This window comes from Tenacibaculum soleae (assembly GCF_030549005.1).
Classification (GTDB): Bacteria; Bacteroidota; Bacteroidia; order Flavobacteriales; family Flavobacteriaceae; genus Polaribacter; species Polaribacter soleae.
In genome coordinates, this window is record NZ_JAUOSW010000002.1 from 36330 (window position 1) to 57622 (window position 21293).

The 21293-nt window shown below is 30.2% G+C and carries 22 protein-coding genes and 1 tRNA gene; 5 read left to right on the top strand and 18 right to left on the bottom strand.

Features of this window, described 5'->3' with window-relative positions; all coding sequences use genetic code 11:
- Window positions 1-47: 47 nt before the first annotated feature.
- The 7 genes from Q4586_RS02500 to Q4586_RS02530 form a co-directional block, all read right to left on the bottom strand.
- The gene (locus Q4586_RS02500; RefSeq protein WP_303526036.1) at window positions 48-926 is read right to left on the bottom strand and encodes a phosphatidylserine decarboxylase; all 879 of its coding nucleotides are present in this window, start codon (window positions 924-926) and stop codon (window positions 48-50) included.
- A 5-nt stretch (window positions 927-931) separates the two neighbouring features.
- The gene (gene scpA, locus Q4586_RS02505; RefSeq protein ID WP_303526039.1) at window positions 932-2995 is read right to left on the bottom strand and encodes a methylmalonyl-CoA mutase; all 2064 of its coding nucleotides are present in this window, start codon (window positions 2993-2995) and stop codon (window positions 932-934) included.
- Entirely contained in the window at window positions 2988-4337 is a 1350-nt protein-coding gene (locus Q4586_RS02510; protein WP_303526042.1) for a methylmalonyl-CoA mutase subunit beta, read from the bottom strand. The genes scpA and Q4586_RS02510 overlap by 8 nt, the downstream gene beginning before the upstream one ends.
- A complete protein-coding gene (locus Q4586_RS02515; protein ID WP_303526044.1) occupies window positions 4337-4654 on the bottom strand; it encodes an FtsB family cell division protein in 318 nt (105 codons plus the stop codon). Before Q4586_RS02515 ends, Q4586_RS02510 begins: the two co-directional genes overlap by 1 nt.
- Before the next feature lie 2 nt (window positions 4655-4656).
- Window positions 4657-5262 carry a uridine kinase gene (gene udk, locus Q4586_RS02520; protein ID WP_068704841.1) on the bottom strand — a complete coding sequence of 202 codons (606 nt, stop codon included), beginning with the start codon at window positions 5260-5262 and terminating at the stop codon, window positions 4657-4659.
- Between the two features lie 99 nt (window positions 5263-5361).
- Window positions 5362-5435: transfer RNA gene (locus Q4586_RS02525), tRNA-Thr, on the bottom strand.
- Window positions 5436-5826: 391 nt separating this feature from the next.
- On the bottom strand, window positions 5827-6057 hold the full coding sequence (locus Q4586_RS02530; RefSeq protein WP_068704700.1) for a hypothetical protein: 231 nt from the start codon (window positions 6055-6057) through the stop codon (window positions 5827-5829).
- Between the two features lie 414 nt (window positions 6058-6471).
- Between Q4586_RS02530 and Q4586_RS02535 the strand changes: the two genes are divergently transcribed.
- Window positions 6472-7077, top strand: a complete 606-nt coding sequence (locus tag Q4586_RS02535; protein WP_303526046.1) for a DUF1684 domain-containing protein — start codon at window positions 6472-6474, stop codon at window positions 7075-7077.
- Window positions 7078-7107: 30 nt separating this feature from the next.
- On the opposite strand, the gene Q4586_RS02540 is transcribed toward Q4586_RS02535, so the two are convergent.
- The 4 genes from Q4586_RS02540 to Q4586_RS02555 form a co-directional block, all read right to left on the bottom strand.
- The gene (locus tag Q4586_RS02540; protein ID WP_303526047.1) at window positions 7108-7812 is read right to left on the bottom strand and encodes a crotonase/enoyl-CoA hydratase family protein; all 705 of its coding nucleotides are present in this window, start codon (window positions 7810-7812) and stop codon (window positions 7108-7110) included.
- A 3-nt stretch (window positions 7813-7815) separates the two neighbouring features.
- Window positions 7816-8187, bottom strand: a complete 372-nt coding sequence (crcB, locus tag Q4586_RS02545) for a fluoride efflux transporter CrcB (RefSeq protein ID WP_068704694.1) — start codon at window positions 8185-8187, stop codon at window positions 7816-7818.
- Window positions 8188-8255: 68 nt separating this feature from the next.
- Window positions 8256-9233 (bottom strand): DoxX family protein, encoded by a 978-nt coding sequence (locus Q4586_RS02550; RefSeq protein ID WP_303526052.1) that lies wholly within the window; start codon window positions 9231-9233, stop codon window positions 8256-8258.
- A 16-nt stretch (window positions 9234-9249) separates the two neighbouring features.
- The gene (locus tag Q4586_RS02555; RefSeq protein WP_068704690.1) at window positions 9250-9795 is read right to left on the bottom strand and encodes a DUF1599 domain-containing protein; all 546 of its coding nucleotides are present in this window, start codon (window positions 9793-9795) and stop codon (window positions 9250-9252) included.
- Window positions 9796-9875: 80 nt separating this feature from the next.
- Here Q4586_RS02555 and folP point away from each other — a divergent pair, with 80 nt between their 5' ends.
- Both folP and cdaA read left to right on the top strand, forming a co-directional pair.
- Entirely contained in the window at window positions 9876-10697 is an 822-nt protein-coding gene (gene folP / locus Q4586_RS02560) for a dihydropteroate synthase (protein WP_303526060.1), read from the top strand.
- A gap of 35 nt (window positions 10698-10732) precedes the next feature.
- Window positions 10733-11515 (top strand): diadenylate cyclase CdaA, encoded by a 783-nt coding sequence (gene cdaA, locus Q4586_RS02565; protein ID WP_068704686.1) that lies wholly within the window; start codon window positions 10733-10735, stop codon window positions 11513-11515.
- Between the two features lie 44 nt (window positions 11516-11559).
- On the opposite strand, the gene Q4586_RS02570 is transcribed toward cdaA, so the two are convergent.
- The 3 genes from Q4586_RS02570 to truA form a co-directional block, all read right to left on the bottom strand.
- A complete protein-coding gene (locus Q4586_RS02570; RefSeq protein ID WP_303526063.1) occupies window positions 11560-12006 on the bottom strand; it encodes a hypothetical protein in 447 nt (148 codons plus the stop codon).
- Between the two features lie 69 nt (window positions 12007-12075).
- Complete coding sequence (locus Q4586_RS02575; RefSeq protein ID WP_303526065.1) at window positions 12076-13791, bottom strand: ABC transporter ATP-binding protein; 1716 nt, start codon at window positions 13789-13791, stop codon at window positions 12076-12078.
- Window positions 13792-13841: 50 nt separating this feature from the next.
- Window positions 13842-14576, bottom strand: a complete 735-nt coding sequence (gene truA / locus Q4586_RS02580; protein ID WP_303526067.1) for a tRNA pseudouridine(38-40) synthase TruA — start codon at window positions 14574-14576, stop codon at window positions 13842-13844.
- Between the two features lie 265 nt (window positions 14577-14841).
- Here truA and Q4586_RS02585 point away from each other — a divergent pair, with 265 nt between their 5' ends.
- The gene (locus Q4586_RS02585) at window positions 14842-15336 is read left to right on the top strand and encodes a metallophosphoesterase family protein (protein WP_303526070.1); all 495 of its coding nucleotides are present in this window, start codon (window positions 14842-14844) and stop codon (window positions 15334-15336) included.
- Here Q4586_RS02585 and Q4586_RS02590 read toward each other — a convergent pair.
- The 4 genes from Q4586_RS02590 to Q4586_RS02605 form a co-directional block, all read right to left on the bottom strand.
- The gene (locus Q4586_RS02590; RefSeq protein ID WP_303526072.1) at window positions 15322-17178 is read right to left on the bottom strand and encodes an ATP-binding protein; all 1857 of its coding nucleotides are present in this window, start codon (window positions 17176-17178) and stop codon (window positions 15322-15324) included. The two genes, Q4586_RS02585 and Q4586_RS02590, sit on opposite strands and share 15 nt — an antisense overlap.
- Window positions 17179-17198: 20 nt before the next feature.
- Window positions 17199-17876: a hypothetical protein gene (locus Q4586_RS02595; protein WP_303526073.1), complete on the bottom strand. Its 678-nt coding sequence runs from the start codon at window positions 17874-17876 to the stop codon at window positions 17199-17201.
- Window positions 17877-18086: 210 nt separating this feature from the next.
- Window positions 18087-18737 carry a response regulator transcription factor gene (locus Q4586_RS02600; protein ID WP_068704674.1) on the bottom strand — a complete coding sequence of 217 codons (651 nt, stop codon included), beginning with the start codon at window positions 18735-18737 and terminating at the stop codon, window positions 18087-18089.
- 227 nt (window positions 18738-18964) lie between these two features.
- Window positions 18965-19402: a DUF4293 domain-containing protein gene (locus Q4586_RS02605; protein WP_068704672.1), complete on the bottom strand. Its 438-nt coding sequence runs from the start codon at window positions 19400-19402 to the stop codon at window positions 18965-18967.
- Window positions 19403-19601: 199 nt separating this feature from the next.
- Between Q4586_RS02605 and rho the strand changes: the two genes are divergently transcribed.
- Window positions 19602-21287, top strand: coding sequence for a transcription termination factor Rho (gene rho, locus Q4586_RS02610; protein ID WP_303526077.1), 1686 nt, complete (start codon window positions 19602-19604; stop codon window positions 21285-21287).
- The last annotated feature ends 6 nt before the right edge of the window (window positions 21288-21293 follow it).

The following is a 21293-nucleotide window of genomic DNA, read 5'->3' on the forward strand; positions in this document are numbered from 1 at the left end:
TGTAATTTTGACGCTTTTTAAAGAAATAAAACGTTAAAATAAATAGGTTAAATTCCTATTTTTTCTCCCATTTTAACAAATGTTTCAATACGATTTTTAGTGTTTTTTAAAATGTCAGCATCAATTGTTAATTTATTTTTGTCAACTAATAATACAATTGTTGATCCGCCGAAGGCAAAATACCCCATTTCATCACCTTTATTTATAGGGGTGTTAGCATTATATGTTTCTATGATACTACCAACCATTGTTGCTCCAACAGGTGCTACAATAATTTCTCCTTTTTCTTTGGATGATAAAATGCAGTATTCGCGTTTGTTTTCGCAAAAAACTTTTGTGAAATTTGAAGCTAGGGCGTAAGGCGAAACAGAAAAATAATCGCCCTTAATTTTTGTCATTATTGAAGGGGTTCCATTTGTAGGAAAATGATATCGATGATAATCGTTTGGGGCTAATCTTAATATGATTAGAGAAGAATTTTTATGTTTTTCAGCCAAAACATCATCTCCTAAAAACTCTTTTAAGGTGAATTTTCGTCCTTTAATAAAAAAATTATGAATATCAGCAATATTTTCGAAAGCTAACATTTTACCATCTCCAGGAGAAACAAATCCATTTTCAATTGGGCGTGCATTTGGCTTTAGTTTTCGGTAAAAAAAGTCGTTAAAAGAAGTAAACTCAGAAATCGATTTTTCAGCTTCATCGATATCTATATTTAGTTGCTTTACAAAACCTTTTATTTTTTTTACAGAAGATGGTTTGTTCATTTTTTTACCATACCAAGCAGATAAAAATTTACGTTTTGCTATAGGTAAAATAGCCATTTTACCAAACGGATTGTTGTATAGTAGTTTTAAAAATGTTTCGCCAGGAGGTGTTTCGTTAATAATGTTTCCTGATTTTCTATCGATAAATTTTATTTCCATATTTTTTATTCTTCTGTACTATCAATTAAAATAGTTAGCATGTCAATGGCGGCTTGTGCAATTTTTGTTCCAGGGCCAAAAACACCTACGGCTCCTGCGTCAAATAGATATTGGTAATCTTGAGCCGGTATTACTCCACCCACAATAACCATAATATCTTCTCTACCGTATTTTTTTAATTCGCCAATTACTTGAGGAACTAAAGTTTTGTGACCTGCAGCTAATGATGAAATTCCTAAAATATGAACATCATTTTCAATAGCTTGTTTGGTGGCTTCTTGTGGTGTTTGAAATAAAGGGCCTATGTCTACGTCAAAACCTAAGTCAGCATAACCAGTAGCAACAACTTTAGCGCCTCTGTCGTGGCCGTCTTGCCCTAGTTTCGCAATCATTATTCTTGGTCTACGCCCTTCTAATTTGGCAAATTTATCTGCATATTCGATTGCTTTTTTAAATAATTTGTCATCTTTTATTTCTTTACTATACACGCCAGATATGGTTTTGTGAACTGCTTTATGTCTGCCAAAAACATTTTCTAAAGCATCAGATATTTCACCTAAAGTAGCTCTGTTTTTAGCGGCTTCTACTGCTAAAGCTAATAGATTGCCGTTATTGGTTTTTGCACATTTAGTTAACTCGGCTAAAGCGTTTGTAACTTTTTCTTGGTTTCTCTTAGCTTTTATATCATTTAATCTTTCAATTTGTGATAGTCGAACAGCTTCGTTGTCAACTTCAAGAATATGTAAAGGATCTTCTTTTGTTAATTGATATTTATTTACGCCAACAATTACATCTTGTCCGCTGTCAATTTTAGCTTGTTTTTTAGCAGCAGCTTCTTCAATACGCATTTTGGGTATACCTTTTTCAATGGCTTTGGTCATTCCGCCTAATTCATCAACTTCTTTAATTAATTCCCAAGCTTTGTTGGTAATATCTTCGGTAAGTTGTTCTACATGGTAGCTTCCTGCCCATGGATCAACGGTTTTTGTAATATGCGTTTCTTCTTGTAAATATATTTGAGTGTTACGAGCAATACGTGCTGAAAAATCAGTAGGTAAAGCTATCGCTTCGTCTAAAGCATTGGTGTGTAAACTTTGGGTTCCTCCAAAAGCGGCTGCCATGGCTTCGATTGTTGTGCGAGCTACATTGTTAAACGGATCTTGTTCTGTTAAAGACCATCCGCTTGTTTGACAGTGTGTTCGTAAGGCTAACGATTTTGGGTTTTTAGGATTGAATTGTTTTACAATTTTTGCCCACAACATTCTTGCTGCTCTCATTTTGGCTATTTCCATAAAATGATCCATTCCAATTGCCCAGAAAAATGAAAGTCTAGGTGCAAAAGTGTCAATATCCATTCCTGCTTCTAATCCTTTTTTAATATAATCTAACCCGTCAGCTAATGTGTATGCTAATTCAATTTCGGCTGTAGCACCAGCTTCTTGCATATGGTAACCAGAAATTGAAATTGAATTAAATTTTGGCATATTTTCAGAAGTGTATTTAAAAATATCCGCAATAATTTTCATTGATGGAGTAGGTGGGTAAATATAGGTGTTACGCACCATAAATTCTTTTAATATATCGTTTTGAATGGTTCCTGAAAGTAATTCAGGGGCAACGCCTTGTTCTTGGGCGGCAACAATATAAAAAGCAAGAATTGGTAAAACGGCTCCGTTCATAGTCATTGAAACCGACATTTTATCTAGTGGAATTTGATCAAACAATATTTTCATATCCTCAACCGAGTCAATTGCGACTCCAGCTTTACCGACATCTCCTTGCACGCGTTTATGATCAGAATCATAACCACGATGTGTTGCTAAATCAAACGCAACAGAAAGTCCTTTTTGGCCAGCAGCTAAATTTCTACGGTAAAAGGCATTACTTTCTTCGGCAGTTGAAAATCCTGCATATTGACGAATTGTCCAAGGTCTACGAACATACATTGTTGAGTAAGGTCCGCGTAAATTTGGCGCAATTCCTGCAATAAAATCTTCATGTTGTTTATTGTTAACTGTTGATTTTTTATTTTGACTTAATTGTATGTTGGAAAGATCTTTTCTACTCATTTTCTAAGCGTTCTTGTTCAAGCTTTTCAGCTAATCGTTTTTGAATGATTGGTTGTATGAGTGTTTTTTCTGTTCTGATATTTACGAATGGGAAAATTTCTAAATCATTCTTAATCGTATCTTTATCGTTTTGTAGTTTGTTGGTTCCTAATAAAACGATTTCGCCGTTATCAAACTTTTTTTGTTCTTTTTCAGCTGCTTCTTTGATTTTTCGTTGAATAATACCTTCTTTCAATTGTTTTAAAAACCCGCCACCTTTTTCGATAGATTTAAAAATCTCTAAGGCATTTTGAGCTAGTTGTTGTGTAATTGATTCGATATAATAGGCTCCGTCAGCAAAGTTTTGAGCTTCCGATAATTCACTTTCTTGTTGTAGGATTAGTAATTGATTTCTTGAAATGCGCTCACCAAACTCATTTGAAGTGTGAAAAATATCATCATAAGAAATATTACTAACAGTATCAGCTCCGCCTAAAACAGCGCTCATACATTCTGATGTTGTTCGTAACATGTTTACATTATAGTCATATAATGTTTTGTTTCGTAAGCTTGGTTGTGTAAATATGTGTGTTGTATTATCTTTTACTTCATATTCTGTTAAAAGAGATTGCCATAAAAGTCTAAAAGCTCTTAGTTTTGCTATTTCAAAAAAATAATTGCTTCCTACAGAAAAATTAAAGTGAATTTTAGGTGCTGTTTCACTTCCAAAATGATTTAAATATTCATTTGCATGTGCAAGAGCATAAGCTAATTGCTGTGTGTTATTGGCTCCTGCGTTTTGATATACAGAAGTGTTAACGCAAATTGAGTTATCTGTAGTGTTGATAATTTTTTTTAATTCTTCGTGGTCGTTTTTTAAGTTACTAAACCAATTACCAGTATTGACTAAATTGCCTAAAATATCAATGTTAAAATAGCAGTTTTTTGAGTTTATGAAGTTAGATAGGTCAATAGTAAATTTTGAATCTAAAAATTTTAAATTAAAGTAAAGTAAAGTGTTTTTTAAATCTAAATTATTTAAAAGAACCTTGTAGTTGAATTTGCTTTTTACTTTAAATTCAATTGACTTTGCACCTCTTTTTAAAGAATCGATTGCAAATAAGTTTGCCTTTTCTTCGTTTTCAACATAGATAGATTGGCAAATCGTAAATCCTTTTTTAGGTGTTTTTATTTTTAATTGCGTGCGGTCTTCTTTTGTGTAAAAAGGTTTTACGGTAATGCCTTCATCTGTTTTCCATAAAAGAGTGCTATTGTAATCTGCGCCTTTAAGATCTACCTGAATTTTTTGTTTCCATTCAGCAGCCGTTGTTTCTCTGAAATCATTAAATAAGTATGTGTTCATTATTTATGTATGGTGTCAAATTCGATAATATAAATATCTTCATCTTTTTTTTTCATGAAATACTTTTCACGAGCATAACGCTCTAACTGAAGAGAGTCTTGTAACCTTTTAATTGTTTTTTTGTCTTTATCAATTTTGTTTTTGTGATAATCGATCCAAACTTCTAATTCGTCTATTTCCTTATTGAACTCTCTATGGGTAAGGTACGAATTTTCATCAAAAAAAAGCATCCAAATAACGAATACGGTTAAAATAACAACATAAATGTTGGTTGCTATTTTAAAAGAAGGTTTGTTTTTTATTGATTTTAAATTCATAATTATAAACGGTCGCTAATTACGGTTCTAACAATATCTATGGCTACAGTGTTGTGTTTATCGTTAGGTATAATAATGTCGGCATAATTTTTTGTGGGTTCAATAAATTGTTGGTGCATTGGTTTTAGGGTGTTTTGATATCTGCTTAAAACTTCATCAATATCTCTACCTCTTTCTTTAATATCTCTGCGTACCCTCCTTATTAGTCGTTCATCCGCATCTGCATGTACAAACACTTTAATATCACAAAGATTTCTTAACTCTTTACTGTTAAAGATTAAGATACCTTCAATAATAATAACTTTTCTAGGGTGTGTTTTTATGGTGTCTTTCGTTCTGTTATGAGCTACAAAAGAATAAATAGGTTGCTCTATTATTTTACCGCTTTTTAAATCACTTAAATGCTTTACTAATAATTCAAAGTCGATAGCTCTTGGATGGTCAAAGTTTATTTTAGTACGCTGCTCGTAGTTTAAATTATCGGTTTGATTATAGTAAGAGTCTTGAGAGATTACGCAAACTTCATCTTGAGGGAGTTCATTTATTATTTGATTTACTACGGTTGTTTTCCCACTTCCAGTTCCGCCAGCAATACCGATTACAAATATATTTTTCATTAAATTATGTTAAAGATGAGTTACAAGGCAAATTTAGGAAAATATGCGCATAAAAAAAGCGCTAACTTGAGTTAGCGCTTTTTATTTTTGAGCCGATGAGAGGACTCGAACCTCCGACCTGCTGATTACAAATCAGCTGCTCTAGCCAGCTGAGCTACATCGGCTTTTTGCTTTTTTAAAGCGATGCAAATATACAAGCTTTTTTGAATGTGGCAAGTTTTTTTTGAAATAAAATTACAGCTTATTTTTGGGGGTTTTGTTAATTGTTTGATTTGTATAGGTATAGGGTTGTTTTTAGAGAGGTAAAATATTTTTATATTTTTATAGGTTTGTTAAAATAGCGTGTTTTTTGAAGGGGCTGAGTGTTTTTTTGTATGAAAAAAATCATGTTTTAGAGAGTGCAAATGGTCAGTTTGTAGAAAATAAAGTTGAAAAAGAAAAAGTTCTAGCGTTGTGCTAGAACTTTTATCAAGAATAAATAGTGTTCGAATAGTATAAACTATTCTGTAACTTTAATTGTAAACGAACAAAAATATTATTTATTGTACCTTATACTTAAGCAGTCAAAGGTTTTCCTTTTAATCTTTTTTCGATTCGTTGTTTTACAACTGTTAATCGTTTCATAGCGTCCATTAATTCGCTATCTTTAGTTTCTTTATATACTTCGTTTATCTCTAGGATTAAAGATTTTACCTCTCTTGAAGCTAATATTCTATCACTAGTAGTAATAAACTTGAATTTCCTGTGCTCAAATTCGTCTGCTTTACTAATTAATTCTGAATTCATAAAATACCTACTTATATTTAATTAAATTATCTTTTAGATTACGTTTAATTGATTCTTGCGTCTTGCGTAAGAAACAGTTAAATTATAAAATAAATGGGCAGCAAATATATATTAATCTTTTTGTTAACCTATAATAAAACAATCAATTTGTTTTATTTATTTATAATTTTTCTTTATATGGTAAATTAGTGTTAAAATTTACTTTTTTATCAACTATAGTTATAATCTATTAAGCTAAATGTAATAATTTTTTGTGAATATTTCAAATTTCTTAATATAATTTTAACAAATAACATTGTTTTTACTAATAATGTAATATTTGATAAGGTAAAATTATTAAGAATAAAGTATTTTTGATGCGAGGAATTATAGAGGTAAGCACCTTTTAAAAAGGTAAAAGTATTATTTTATTAGATGAAGAGAATTTTTATCATAATTATTATAGCTGTTATTCAATCATGTAGTAATGACGCAAAAAGAAAGGTTGTGGGGGAATCCCTTTTTCAAAGGGAAATGAATGCAGATTTTAAAGACGCTTCCAAATCTCCTTTAACAAAAAAAGATTTGAAAAATTTTAAAGGATTATCTTTTTTTAAGATTGATGATAAATATAGGGTAACAGCAAAAATTGTAAAAACCCCTGATGCGCCTACATTTAATTTTCCAACGACAACTGATAGGGTAGCGATTTACGAAAAATATGGGGTGATTTCTTTTACGATAGATAAACAAAGTTTTGAGTTGTCTATTTATAAAGATGTGAACCCAGAATTGACTTATGAAAACAATTTGTTTTTACCTTTTTTTGATAAAACAAATGGAAAAACATCTTATGAAGGAGGTCGTTTTATTGATGTATTGACTACAGATGAAAGTAAAGCAGGAACTATTGTAATCGATTTTAATAAAGCTTATAACCCTTATTGTGCTTATAGTGATCGGTATTCTTGCCCTATTACACCGCGAGATAATTATTTAGATATAGAAGTTGAGGCGGGAGTAATGGCATATAAAAAATAATAAAAAAAGCCTGCTATTAGCAGGCTTTTTTTATTTAATAGGAGGATGTAATCCCTCTAAAAGGTCTTGTTGAATAGCTTCTTTTAATGAAGTTAAATAATTTTTTCTAACTTTTAATTTGGTTGCAGCATGTGCTTTGGGATTTAAAGAAGAAAACATTTCGGCAATTTTAATAGCCGTTGGTAATAGATGGTTTTCTGGAACAATTTTGTCTAAAAACCCTGCGGTAATAGCATCTTTTGGGTTGTAAATTTCAGAATTGTTTACACTGCGTTCAAAATAAACAGGAGCTAAACGGGCTTTGGCTATTTCAATACCAGCATTGTGCATGGTCATTCCAATCATCACTTCGTTTAATCCTATTTTAAAATCACCTTCGGTACCCAATCTGTAATCTGCTGAAAGTAATAAAAAAGCTCCTTTAGCAATTGCATGTCCAGAACAAGCAGTAATAATAGGAAGCGGAAACGATAACATTCTGTGTGATAGTTTTGACCCTTTGGTAACTAACTCTAAAGCAGATTCAGGTGATGCAGTCATGCTTTTTAAATCATAACCAGCAGAAAACATTCCTGATTGACCAGTTAAGATTACTATTTTTTTCTCTTGCTCAGCTTTATCTAATAAAGAGTTTAAGGTGTCTATTACTTCGTGTGAAATTGCATTTACTTTACCGTTAAAAAGGGTAATGATTGCGTAGTTGTCTTTTGATGTATATTGTACTAATTTGTTCATGATTTAAATAAATTTGATAAGGTATATTCCGATAAAAACAGCTAAAAAACCGAGAACAAAACTTGCGATTGTATATAGGGCAAACGAAGTGAAATCTCCAGATTTTAAAAATATATGATTTTCATAAGCAAAGGTTGAAAATGTGGTAAATCCGCCACAAAAACCTGTTGCGAGTAGTAATGTGTTATTTTGAGACAAGGCTTCGTTTTTGGCAGCTAAACCTAAAATGATACCAATAAGCAAGCTTCCAAAAATATTTGCGGTAAAAGTTCCGTAAGGAATTCCTGTTTGCGTGTTGTTTAAAGTTTTTCCTATTAAGAATCTTAAAATGCTTCCAAAACCGCCACCAATAAAAACGAGTAATAGTTGTTTCATGTCTTTGCTAAAATAATAAAACCTCACAATTATGTGAGGTTTTATTGTGTGAATATTATAAAGCGAGGTTATTTTAAAATAACGTCTTCGGCATCTGTCCAATTCCATTTGCCTACGATAATTCCTTTTTCAACCGTAACAATTCCCGGATTTGCTCTAATAACAGTTTTTAAAGCAGTTTCGTCACAAAAACCAAAGGTATATGGTAGGTTGAATTCTTTTTGAGTTGCCGCTAAATCTTCAATGTAAGAAGCAGTTAAAACATAAATTTCGTACCCTTTTGCTTTGGCATTTGCAGCGGTTTTAGAAATTGCAGCAATACCTCCTTTTTCTGTTTTATCAAAATTGTACATGATAACAAGCATTGCTTTGTCTTTAGCAAGCATGTTTTCTAATTGGTCTCCGTTTTCATCTGTTTCAATCATAAAATCATGAATAGGAGGAACTTCATCACTATCTTCTTGGTATTTCATTCCTTCAGCAATATCAGTTCCTATTGAGTATGCTCTAAAATCAATAATCGGTAAATGATTTAATACATAATAAGTAATAAATAATGAAACTAATATGGTTCCGTATGTTTTTATAGCGCCAAGCTTTTCAGAAAGTAAAGGTTTGATGTGTTTTAAACCGAAAATTAGAATAACAATAAAAACCATAAATACTACATTTTTATAAAAAGTTTCTTTAGGTGTAAGTTTTAAAGCATCACCAAAACATCCACAGTCTGTAACTTTGTTATAAGTATACGAGTACCAGGTTAAAAATAAGAATACTAAGTTAAGGCTAAAAATACTCCATACGGTAAGTTTGGGTTTGTAGCCAACCAAAAGCATTACACCGAAAACTAATTCAGATATAATTAAAAGTATAGCAAAAGGTAGTGTGTATGGGATTAAAAACTCCATATTTAATACGCCCTCACTAAAATATTCTTGAAATTTATATTGTGATCCAATAGGGTCTACGAGTTTTACAAATCCTGAATAGATAAATAAAAGTCCAACTAATACTCTTGAAATGTGCGTTAAAAGTTTTAAAATCATTTTTTGGGGTTTAAGGTTAACTGTCTAATTCTGAGTGATGAATTAAAGCAAAAATAGCATAATTAATCATATCTTGGTAATTTGCATCAATTCCTTCAGATACCAAAGTTTTTCCATGATTATCTTCAATTTGTTTTACGCGAAGTAACTTTTGTAAAATTAAATCGGTTAATGATGAGATTCTCATATCTCTCCAAGCTTCACCATAATCGTGGTTTTTATTTAGCATCAGCTCTTTGGTTATTTTTATATGTTTATTATATAAAGAAGTGGCTTCTGCTGTATTCAAATCTGGTTGGTCAGCAACTCCTAATTCTAATTGAATTAAAGCCATTATTGAATAGTTAATTATACCAATAAACTCTGATTTTTCGCCTTCATCAACCATACGTTCTGTGTTTTCTTGTAACTGACGGATGCGTTGTGCTTTTATAAAAATTTGATCGGTTAGTGATGGAAGCCTTAAAATTCGCCATGCACTACCGTAGTCGCTCATCTTTTTTATAAACAAACTACTACATTCTTCTACTACTACATCATATTGTTTGGATGTGTTTTGCATCTTTTTTATTTAAAAGTAATCCATCAAAAATAGTAAATATTAAAAGCTTTTCATTTATTTTTACTTAGAAATTTATGATAATGACAATTAATTGCAAAGGAACATTAATCGACCTTACCTCTCCAAAAGTAATGGGGATTTTAAATATAACTCCAGATTCTTTTTTTGATGGAGGAAAGTATAAGAATAAGAAGACCATTCTTACTCAAACTGAAAAAATGCTAAATGAAGGAGCTACATTTATTGATGTTGGAGCGTATTCATCAAGACCAGGAGCAGAAAATGTTTTAGAAGAAAAAGAAATACAAAGGATTGTACCAGTAATTGAATTATTGATAAAGCATTTTCCTGAAATTATTATTTCGGTAGATTCATTTCGAAGCAATGTTGTAAATAAGGCTATCAATGCAGGGGCGGCGTTGGTTAACGATATTTCTGGTGGAAATATGGATGAAGAAATGTTTGACGTTGTGGCAAAATTACAGGTGCCATATATTATGATGCACATGCAAGGTACTCCTCAAAACATGCAAACAAATCCTGTTTATAAAGATATTGTAACTGAGGTTACTTCGTTTTTTGCCTCGCAATTGCTAAAATTACGCCAGTTAAAAGTAAACGATGTTATTATTGATGTTGGTTTTGGGTTTGGTAAAACAGGAGTGCATAATTTCGAGTTGTTAAATAAGTTGTCGTTATTTAAAAATTTAGAGTTACCAATTTTAACAGGCGTTTCTAGAAAATCAATGTTATATAATTTACTTGACATTACTCCTCAAAAAGCTTTAAATGCAACTACAGTTGCTAACACAGTTGCATTGTTAAATGGGACTAATATTTTAAGGGTTCATGATGTAAAGGAGGCGGTCGAAGCAGTTAAGATTGTAGCACAATTACGATAAAATGATTACATTTACTAAAACTCTAAAAGTAATTAATGAATTTAGATTTTATTGATTTTTCGTTTCTAGATGTACTTGATATTATTTTAGTAGCTGTTTTGTTGTATTACATATATAAGCTGTTAAAAGGTACTGTTGCTATTAATATTGTTATAGGAATTACGCTAATTTTTTTAATTTGGAAAATAACCCAAGCACTTCATATGGAAATGTTAAGTGGTATTTTAGGATATTTACTTTCCGGTGGAGTTATTGCGTTAATTATTGTTTTTCAGCAAGAAATTAGAAAATTTTTATTGATGATAGGTACTACTAATTTTTCAACAAAAAGAGGTTTTTTAAATCAATTAAATTTTATGAAAACAGAAGCTAATTCAGAAGTTGATGTTGAAACAATTTTAAAAGCTTGTAGGAGTATGTCTAAAACCAGAACAGGCGCTTTGTTGGTAATTGAAAAAACAAATAATTTAGATTTTTTAATTAATACTGGAGATAAAATGAATGCTTTGGTAAATGAAGCTATTTTAGAAAGTATTTTTTATAAGAATAGTCCTTTACATGATGGGGCAACAGTTATTCGTGACAATTTTATAATCGCTACTCGTGTAGTTTTGCCTGTTTCTGATAGTACAAAAATACCGGCTCGTTTTGGATTAAGACATAGAGCTGCAATTGGTGTTACAGAAAAAACGGATGCTATTTGTTTATTGGTTTCAGAAGAAACAGGAGAGATATCATACATAAATAATGGTGAATTTGTATTGTATAAAACACCAGATGACTTATTTGTGAAATTGCAAAAAGATTTAACAGCATAAAAAAAGCTCGCAATTGCGAGCTTTTTAATTTTATAAAGCTAAAATTATTTAGCTGGAGCCATTTTAGATTGAATAGCAGTCATTACTTCGTTAAATTTTACAGCAGCTTCAGCATCTAAAGAACCAGTGATTTCACCAGCTTTAGTTGCTAATTCAGTAGCTTTAGTTGCTAATTCAGTGTTCTTTAAAACATCACCTTTAGCATCGATATAAGCTTTAGCGTATTCAGAGTAAGACTTTAAGTACTCTCCAACTTTAGGGTCTTTAAATTCTGGGATAGTAACACCTTCAAGTGCAGATTTAACAGCTTCAGTAGCTTCTTTGGCAGCAGCTTCAGTTGTTTCAACAGCTTTAGTTGTAGCTTCTTCAGCTTTGTCAGTTGCCGTTTCAACAGCTTCAACAGTAACGTCTTTAGTTTCTTCTTTAGCGTTTTTACAAGAAGTTGCTAATAAGGCACCAGCAACACACATAGTTAAAATTACTTTTTTCATTTTTTTAAAATTTTTAATTTTTGATTGATAACTACAAAAGTATCATTTTGAGTGACCTAAACAAATAATTTAAGAGCTAATTTCAGAACTAAATTGCTTTTCGTATAAATTTTTATAATAACCGTTGTTTTTCTTTAAAAGTTTATTGTGATTCCCTTGTTCAACAATGTTTCCTTTATCCATGACAATAATGGTATCAGCTTTTTTAATTGTAGCTAGTCGATGAGCAATTACTATTGAAGTTCTGTTTTTAGTAATTTTGTCTATGGCATACTGAATCATCTGTTCAGAGTGAGTGTCTACAGATGAGGTTGCTTCATCTAAAATTAAAATACTCGGTTTGCTAACATAAGCACGTAGAAAAGCGATTAATTGTCGCTGTCCAGATGAAAGCATACCACCACGTTCTTTAACGTTATAATGATAGTTGTTAGGTAGGTTCATAATAAACTCATGAATACCAATTTGTTTAGCGGCTAGTTTAACTTCGTCTAAAGAAATGTTGTTGTTTTTTAGAGTTATATTATTAAAAATGGTGTCTGAAAATAAAAAAACATCTTGTAAAACAACTGCAACTTTTTTTCGTAACGCATTAATTTCGTAATCTTCAATAGCAATATTATCTATACAAATACTACCACTGTCAATTTCATAAAAACGATTAATTAAATTTATGATGGTTGATTTCCCTGCACCAGTGGCACCAACAATTGCAATAGTTTCTCCTTTGTTTACTTCAAAGTTGATGCCTTTTAAAACTTCTTCATCTTTTATATAACTAAAGTGTACATCTTTAAAAATAATACTTCCTTTTAAAGAGCTTGTGTTAATTGTTCCTTTTTTTGAAATAGAGCTTTCGGTGTCAATTACATTAAAAACACGTTCTCCTGCTACAATTCCCATTTGAAGTTGGTTAAATTTATCTGCAATTTGACGAAGTGGTCTAAATAACATTTGCGACATTTTGATAAAACCAATAATAGCACCAACAGTAATAGTACTATCTTCTACAACTTGCAAGCCACCGTACCATACAATTAAGCCAATGGCAATAGAGGATAGTATTTCGGCAATAGGAAAAAATATAGAGTAATACCAAACTGTTTTTACGTGTGCTTTTTTGTGTTTGTCGTTAATTGATACAAAGTTTTTGTATTCTATTTTTTCACGATTAAAAAGTTGTACAATTTTCATCCCAGTTACTCTTTCTTGTACAAATCCGTTAAGATTTGCTACTTGATTTCGTACATCTTGAAAAGTTGATTTTATAGCAATTTGGAAAATTTTAGTGGCATAAATTAAAACAGGTAATGTTGCAAGTGCTATAATAGCTAGTTTCCAATTAGTGTATAACATTACAATAATTACAATAATCATTTTTAAGATATCACTTATAATCATAAAAACACCTTGGGTAAAAAAATTAGCTATGGTTTCTATGTCAGAAACAACTCGAGTTACTAATTTTCCAACAGATGAATTATCGAAATAACTCATTTTAAATGCCATTATTTTTCGAAAAGTTTTGGCTCTAATATCTTTAATAATATGTTGGCCAACCCAATTGGCGTAGTATATAAAGCTAAACTGAAATAATACTTGTATTAGTAAAATAACCAACATAGTTATTGTATAATATAGTAATCGAGTTAAGTCTTTATGGGCAACAAAATCATCAATAGCTGTCATTAAAATAACAGGACTTAAAACAGCAAAAGCAGCTAAAAGTATGGTTGATATAGCTGCGATACCGAATCGTAAACGGTATTTTTTTGCAAAACTCATAAGTCGTACAAAAATTTTAATGTCAAATGCGTTTCCTGTTGTTTTACTCACTATATATAATCATAAGTTACGGCTGTTAAAAATAATCCTTTGGCAGGGGCAGAAGTTCCAGCATTGCTTCTGTTTTTACTTTTTATAATATTTTGAAATTCATTGATACTGGTTTTTCCAAGTCCGACATCTATTAGTGTACCAACAATTGCTCTAACCATGTTCCTTAAAAATCGATTAGCTGTGATATAAAACGTTAACTCGTTACCCTTTACAATCCATTGAGCGTTGGTTATACTACAATTAAAAGTATAAACACCTGTTTTTACTTTCGAAAAACATTCAAAATCTTCATGTTTGTATAAAATAGAAGCTGCTTGATTCATTAAATCTATATTTAATTTTTTATTATACAATTGCCAAGAAGTGTCTAATGAAAACGGATTTCTACCAAGCCAAATTTTATACTCATAACTTCTGCTATTAGCATCAAATCGAGCATGAGCATCATTATGGACTAATTTAATGTTAAATATTACAATATCATCAGGTAAAAGGGCATTTAATCTAAAGGCAAATTTTTCAGTTAAAAGAGTATCGGTATCGAAATGAGCAAACATTTGAGATGCATGTACACCAGTGTCTGTTCTTCCTGCACCGGTAATAGATATGTTTTGCCTTAAAACGGTACTGATTGCTGTATTTATTTTTTCTTGTACAGAAATAGCATCAGGTTGTATTTGCCAACCATGATAGTTTTTTCCTTTGTATGCTAACTCAATAAAATATCTCAAAAATTAATAAAATTTAAAAAAGCTAAATTATAAAATAATAGGTTCATTTTATAGAAGCACATAATAATTAATGTTTTTACATAAAATTTCACTTTGTTTTTTTAATTGTAAACATAGGTTAATAGATAATGAATTGATTTATAGTATTTTTGCTGTGTAAAAGTATAAGAAATAAAGTTTTTCCTTGTTATTATATTTCCCCCTAGATCCATGATGTTGTTATTATGGATCTATTTTTTATATTCTATTTGTTAGTTTTGTATTAATGAAAAAAATATTATTACTTTCTGATACGCATAGTTATATAGATAATCAAATATTAAAATTTGTAAAACAGGCAGATGAGGTTTGGCATGCAGGAGATATTGGTGATTTAGAGGTTACAGATGCGATAAAAAAATATACGCCTTTACGAGCTGTTTATGGAAACATAGATGACGCTAATGCTAGAGCAGAATATCCGCTAGACGCGAGGTTTTGTGTCGAGGGTGTTTCTGTTTGGATTACACATATAGGAGGGTATCCTAATGCTTACAAACCTAGAATAAAGGAGGTTTTAAAAAAGAAATCACCAAAAATATTTATTAGCGGACATTCTCATATTTTAAAGGTGCAATATGATACTAAATTTAAATTATTGCATTTAAATCCAGGAGCAGCAGGAAAACATGGTTTTCATAAAGTAAGAACGATGCTTCGATTTGAGTTAAGTAAAGGAGCGATAACAAATATGGAGGTAATTGAGTTAGCCCACCGATGATAAGTTAAATTTTTTTTGTTGTTGTATTGGAACATTTATAAAAACGTTTGTTCCTTTGTTTTTTTCAGAAACGATATTAAATTTACCATTCATCATTTGAACTCTAGCCTCTATTTGATTTAAGCCTATACCTGTATTTTTAGTGTTAGGAGAAAGAGTAGAAAACCCAATTCCATTATCATTAACAATAACAGATAACTGTTGTTCTTTTTGTGTTATAATTATTTGCGCAACAGAGGCTTTGCTGTGTTTTAAAATATTGTTAGTAAGCTCTTGAATGATGTTGAATATTTTTATCTCAAAATCTTGATGGTACCTATTAATATTATTAGCAGAAATATTGAACTTTAACTGACTATTAGAATATTTTTTTACAATATCTTTTAGCGCGTATTCTAAACCAAATTTTAATAATATTGAAGAAATAAGATTATGAGATAAATCTCTAACCTTTTGTGAAGCTTCTAGTATTATGGCTTGAGTTTTTTCTATTTCTTGCGGGGTATTATCATTAAATTGTTTTTTAGTGGCACTTAGGTGCATGTTTGCAGACGATAATAAAGCGCTAACATTGTCGTGTAGTATTTCTGCAATTTGTTTTCTTTCAGATTCTTTACCGTCTATCGTAGCGTTTATTATTTTTGTTTGCGCCTCAGATTTTATTTTTTCAATACTTTGTTGTTGTATTAAATTGTTTTCTGATAGTTTTAATTGTAAGTTTTTTTGACGGAGTTTGTAATTATATATTATTCCACCAGAAATAATAATAACCAATAAACTTAAAGTACCAAAAAGTATAGAGGTTTTGTCTTCTTTTGCTTCAATAAGTTTTCTTTTAGCTACAACTAGGTTTACTCTTTGTTTAGCTAAGTTTTCTTTATGTTTTACGGTAACTTCTTCAATGATTCTTCTAATTTCCTTCTCTCTTTGAAAGTCTTCAATTTCATAAGATAGTTCTTGAAAATCATAAGCTTTATAATCTTTTAAATTTCTCATTGCCCAAGCTAAGTTGTAGTATAGAGTAGATTTGTGTTTAACTGATATTGGACTGTTATTATTTTTAATTAATTGTATAGCTTTTAAGAAAGTGTTTTTTGCTTTTTTAAATTGTTTAAGGGATAAGTATATGCTTCCTAGGTTATTTAAAGAGCTAGCTTGTTTAATTTTATCATTTCTTTTTTTGTGTATAATAACAGCTTTTTGAGCAAATTTTTTAGCCTTTTTAAAAAGTGAGTCTCGTTCGTATATTGCAGATAAATTGATGTATGAGATAGCTTTGTGTTTTAGATTATCATTTTTTAAACCAGAAATATTTTCTAGCTTTTCATAATAAGTAATTGCGCTATCTTTATATTTATTTGTTTTATTCTTTGCTTGGTTTAAGTGGATTTTTTGAAAAGCACTTCCAATTCTCAAGTAAATTTCACTAAATAGAGAATTGTTATTTGAATTAAATTCTTTTTCTTTCTTGAAAAGAATTTCTTTTTGTAAGACTTTTAAGGATAATTTATAATAGTTCAGAGATTTTTTTTGTTTTTTTGTTTTGTCAAAAATATCAGCTATTAATCTTAGTGTTAGATGTTTTGTTTTGTGGTTCTTCTGCTTGTTACTATTTTCTAGCAAAAGAAAGCTGTTTTTTAAAGAAGTAACATACTCACCTTTTGTAAAGTTTTTTAAAATTTTTGAATACCTTTTTTCTAAAATAGAATCATTCTCTTTTAAAAACGGATTGATTTTAAAAGAGAATGATTTATTATTGGCTGTAGTGTATATGGGAATTAATATGATTAGCCAAATAACTATGATTTTAAAATTTTTATTTTTTTTTAAGAAAAAAAACATTTTATAACGAATAGAATAAATTATAATATATCACTTCCATTTTCTATTATCAATCTCGGTTTTCGTGGTCTATAACTTGTTTGTTCAGCTTTTTCAGAGTATTTGTAATTGACAAAATCTAATTTAAGAAAATTATTTGCATTTAGTTTAAGTTCTCTAGAAAATTCTTTTTGTTTTGCAGCTCCATTTGATAAATGTACTTCATAGGTTTCTAATTCTTCATTATAAGTAAACTCTGTAGCAACATTATTATTTACTTTAAAATTCAGTAAAAAAGTACCATCATTATTTTTAGTAACAGTATATGAGTTTAAAAATTCAGTAATTCCTCCTTTGGCAAAGGTAATATTATCATCTTCAACAAATATTTGTGAACGCTTTCCTCTATTAGCTTCTAAAAAACCAATTTTTAGTTGATCATTTTCAATACTAAAATTATTACTGTGTTTAGAGGCTGTTTTATGATTTACTTCTGATAAAATAATTTCATTTGTTTTATCGGTATTTTCAATAGTGGTTACATCGGTGTTTTCAGTTGTTTTAAAATCAATTGAATAGGCACCTGATGCATCTCTTTTTAAAGTGTATGATTGTAATAGTTTTTCTTGATTGCCATTGTCTAATATCGCGTTTTCGTTAGAAGAGCATGAAGCAAAAATTACACTAATGGCTAAAAATAAAGGGGCTAGTTTTTTCATGGTTTTTAATTTAGGGTGTAGTTTGTTTAAAATAGTAATGTACTTAGAGTAGATAAAATATTAGGAGTCTAGTGGAATTAGAGATCTAAGTACATTGTTATAATTTATTACATCTTTGTAGTTATTAGCGATGTACTTTTTATAATGTATAGATTGTGGGGGAACATTTTCTTTGTTAGGGGGGTACTAAAGAAAACAATTTGAAGGGTTCTATACTATATTATTTTTCACAGCGTACATCGCTAAACCTACTACATTTTTTACTTTTAATTTTTTATATAAACTTTTACGATATGTTTCAACCGTTTTAATACTTACTAATAATATTTCTGCTATTTCAGTAGAACTTTTTTCAGAAGCTATTAATTTTAATACTTCTATTTCTCTTTCATTTAAATCAGAATCACTTAAAACAGGTTCTTCAACAGTGGCTTCTGTAACATATAGTTCAAGTAAGCTAGTTTTAATATCGTCACTAAAGTATTGTTTACCTTTGTGTACGTTTCTTACTGCATCTATAATGTGGTCACTAGCACAGCTTTTATCAATAAAACCATTGGCACCTAAATGTACTATTTCTTGTACTAATTTAGGGTCGCTTAAGCTAGATAAAATGATTGTTTTTATGTTTATATTACGTTTTTTAAACGTTTTTAACACCTCAATTCCATCCATTTCTGGCATATTAATATCTAAAACTAGAACATCAGCGCTATTTTTTTTAGACCAATCTAATACTTGTTTACCTGTTAAAGAAAAACCTTCTATTTCAAAGTCTTCTTCTGTATTTAATAAAGCGATAACTCCATCTATTAAAATTTTATGGTCATCCGCTATGTGAACTTTTATCTTGTATTCCATGTTTGTTACAGTTACAAATCTATAATATAAAAATAGTGTGTACAATACCCAATACCCCTAATCGTTCATTAGGGTTAACCCTAATTCAATTAGGGTTAACCCTAATTCCGTTAACATTTCTTTAACATTTTAGCCTTGAAAGGTGCATGAATAGGTACATTACAAAAATAGAAAACCGAGATAAGAATCTCGGTTTTTTCGCACTAAAATATACTAAGATGTTAGGTTTATCGTAATCTATCAACAGATTTTACAAGATCTTCATCCTTTTTAATGGCTTTATTTGCTAAAACTAACAGCAAAATAACAATAACAGGAAAAAACATCCCAATACCTTTCTCAGAAACTAATGCTTCTCCAGATAATGTTTGCGACAGATATATCAATACGCCTAATAAAAAAAGGTTTATCAATATGTTTAAGCGCCCTAATACAAATTGTAGCTGACGGTTTTTAAATAAAAACAAAGTTACAATTGATAATAAAGCTGAAGTAAAAAACAACACCGGAGTTAGTTTTTCTAAAATAGAAACTCCCGAAAATAAATCTAATAGATAAGTAGCTGAATTGTTTTGTGTGTTAGTCCAAAGACTAAAGACAAAAGTTAATCCTGCAGACATAATTGCTGCGATTAATAAATATATAGATTGTTTTCTTTGTATCATGTTTTTTATTGGATAGCAAATGTAATATTTCTTTTTTTAAAAAGAAATATTACAAGTTAAAATATTTGTATATATTTGTCGTATAAGTAACTGCACAAATAACAATTATATAGCCCCTATATAATAGCAATCAAAAATAAAACTTAAATACAATTTAAATCCTTTTCCTTAAGGATTATATAACTTAATCATTTTACGAATGTTCGAGATTTCGGAATTAAAAACTAAAAAGTTAACAGACTTACAAGTAATTGCAAAAAGCATAGGTTTAAAAAAAACCAGTCAGTTAAAAAAATTAGATTTAGTTTATAAAATTTTAGATGCACAGGCTGAAGCTAGTGCAAATGAAGCTAAGCCAAAAGTTGAAAAACCTAAAAGAAAAAGAATAGAAAAAACTGAGGAGGCTCCAAAACAACCACAGCCTAAAGTTGCCGATAAGCCTAAACCTAAACCTTTGGTTAAAGAAGCAAAACCTGTTGTAGCTAAAAAAGTAGCAGTAGCTAAAGTTGAAGAAAAACAGCCTGTTGAAAAGAAAGTGGTTGAAAAAAAATCTCAGACGGAAGAAAAACAACCCATTGCTGAAGTTAAAAAACATCCACCAAGACCAAGGCCTAGGCAAGAAGTTGAGGCAGCAAAAAAAGCACAAAACGCGAATAATAATAAACAGCCACAGCATAAAAATCAAAAAAACAAACAACCACAACATAAAAATCAGCATAATAAACCACAGCATAAAAGTGGAAATAGATATAGAGACCCTGATTTTGAATTTGATGGAATTATTGAAAGTGAAGGTGTTTTAGAGATGATGCCTGATGGATATGGTTTTTTACGATCGTCGGACTATAATTATTTATCATCGCCAGATGATATTTATGTATCACAATCGCAAATAAAATTATTCGGATTAAAAACAGGAGATACTGTTTTAGGTAATGTCCGTCCTCCAAAAGAAGGAGAAAAATATTTTCCTTTAATTAGAGTATCAAAAATTAATGGATTAAATCCTAATATTGTTCGTGATCGTGTATCTTTTGAACACTTAACGCCTTTGTTTTCTGAAGAGAAATTCAACTTAGCTGAAAAAGGAAGTTCATTATCAACAAGAATTATTGATATATTTTCACCTATTGGTAAAGGGCAACGTGGTATGATTGTAGCGCAGCCAAAAACTGGTAAAACTATGTTGTTAAAAGATGTTGCTAATGCAATTGCGGCAAATCATCCAGAGGTATATCAAATTGTATTGTTAATTGATGAAAGACCAGAAGAGGTTACTGATATGAAACGTAATGTACGTGGAGAGGTTGTAGCTTCTACTTTTGATGAACCAGCAGACAAACATGTACGTGTTGCAAATATTGTTTTAGAAAAAGCAAAACGTTTGGTAGAGTGTGGGCATGACGTAGTAATTTTATTAGATTCAATTACACGTTTGGCAAGAGCTTATAATACCGTTGCACCAGCTTCTGGTAAAATATTATCTGGTGGTATTGATGCCAATGCATTACATAAACCAAAGCGTTTCTTTGGTGCGGCTCGTAATATTGAAAATGGTGGGTCGTTAACAATTATTGCAACAGCTCTGACCGAAACTGGATCAAAAATGGATGAGGTTATCTTTGAGGAATTTAAAGGTACTGGTAATATGGAGTTACAATTAGATCGTAATATATCTAATCGTAGAATTTACCCAGCAATTGATTTAATTAAATCAAGTACACGTCGTGATGATTTACTTTTAGATGACAAAACTGTACAGCGTATGTGGGTATTACGTAAATATTTAGCAGATATGAACCCTGTTGAAGCGATGTCGTTTATAAATGATAGAATTAGAACGTCTAAAAATAATGATGAGTTTTTAATTTCTATGAATGGATAATTTGTA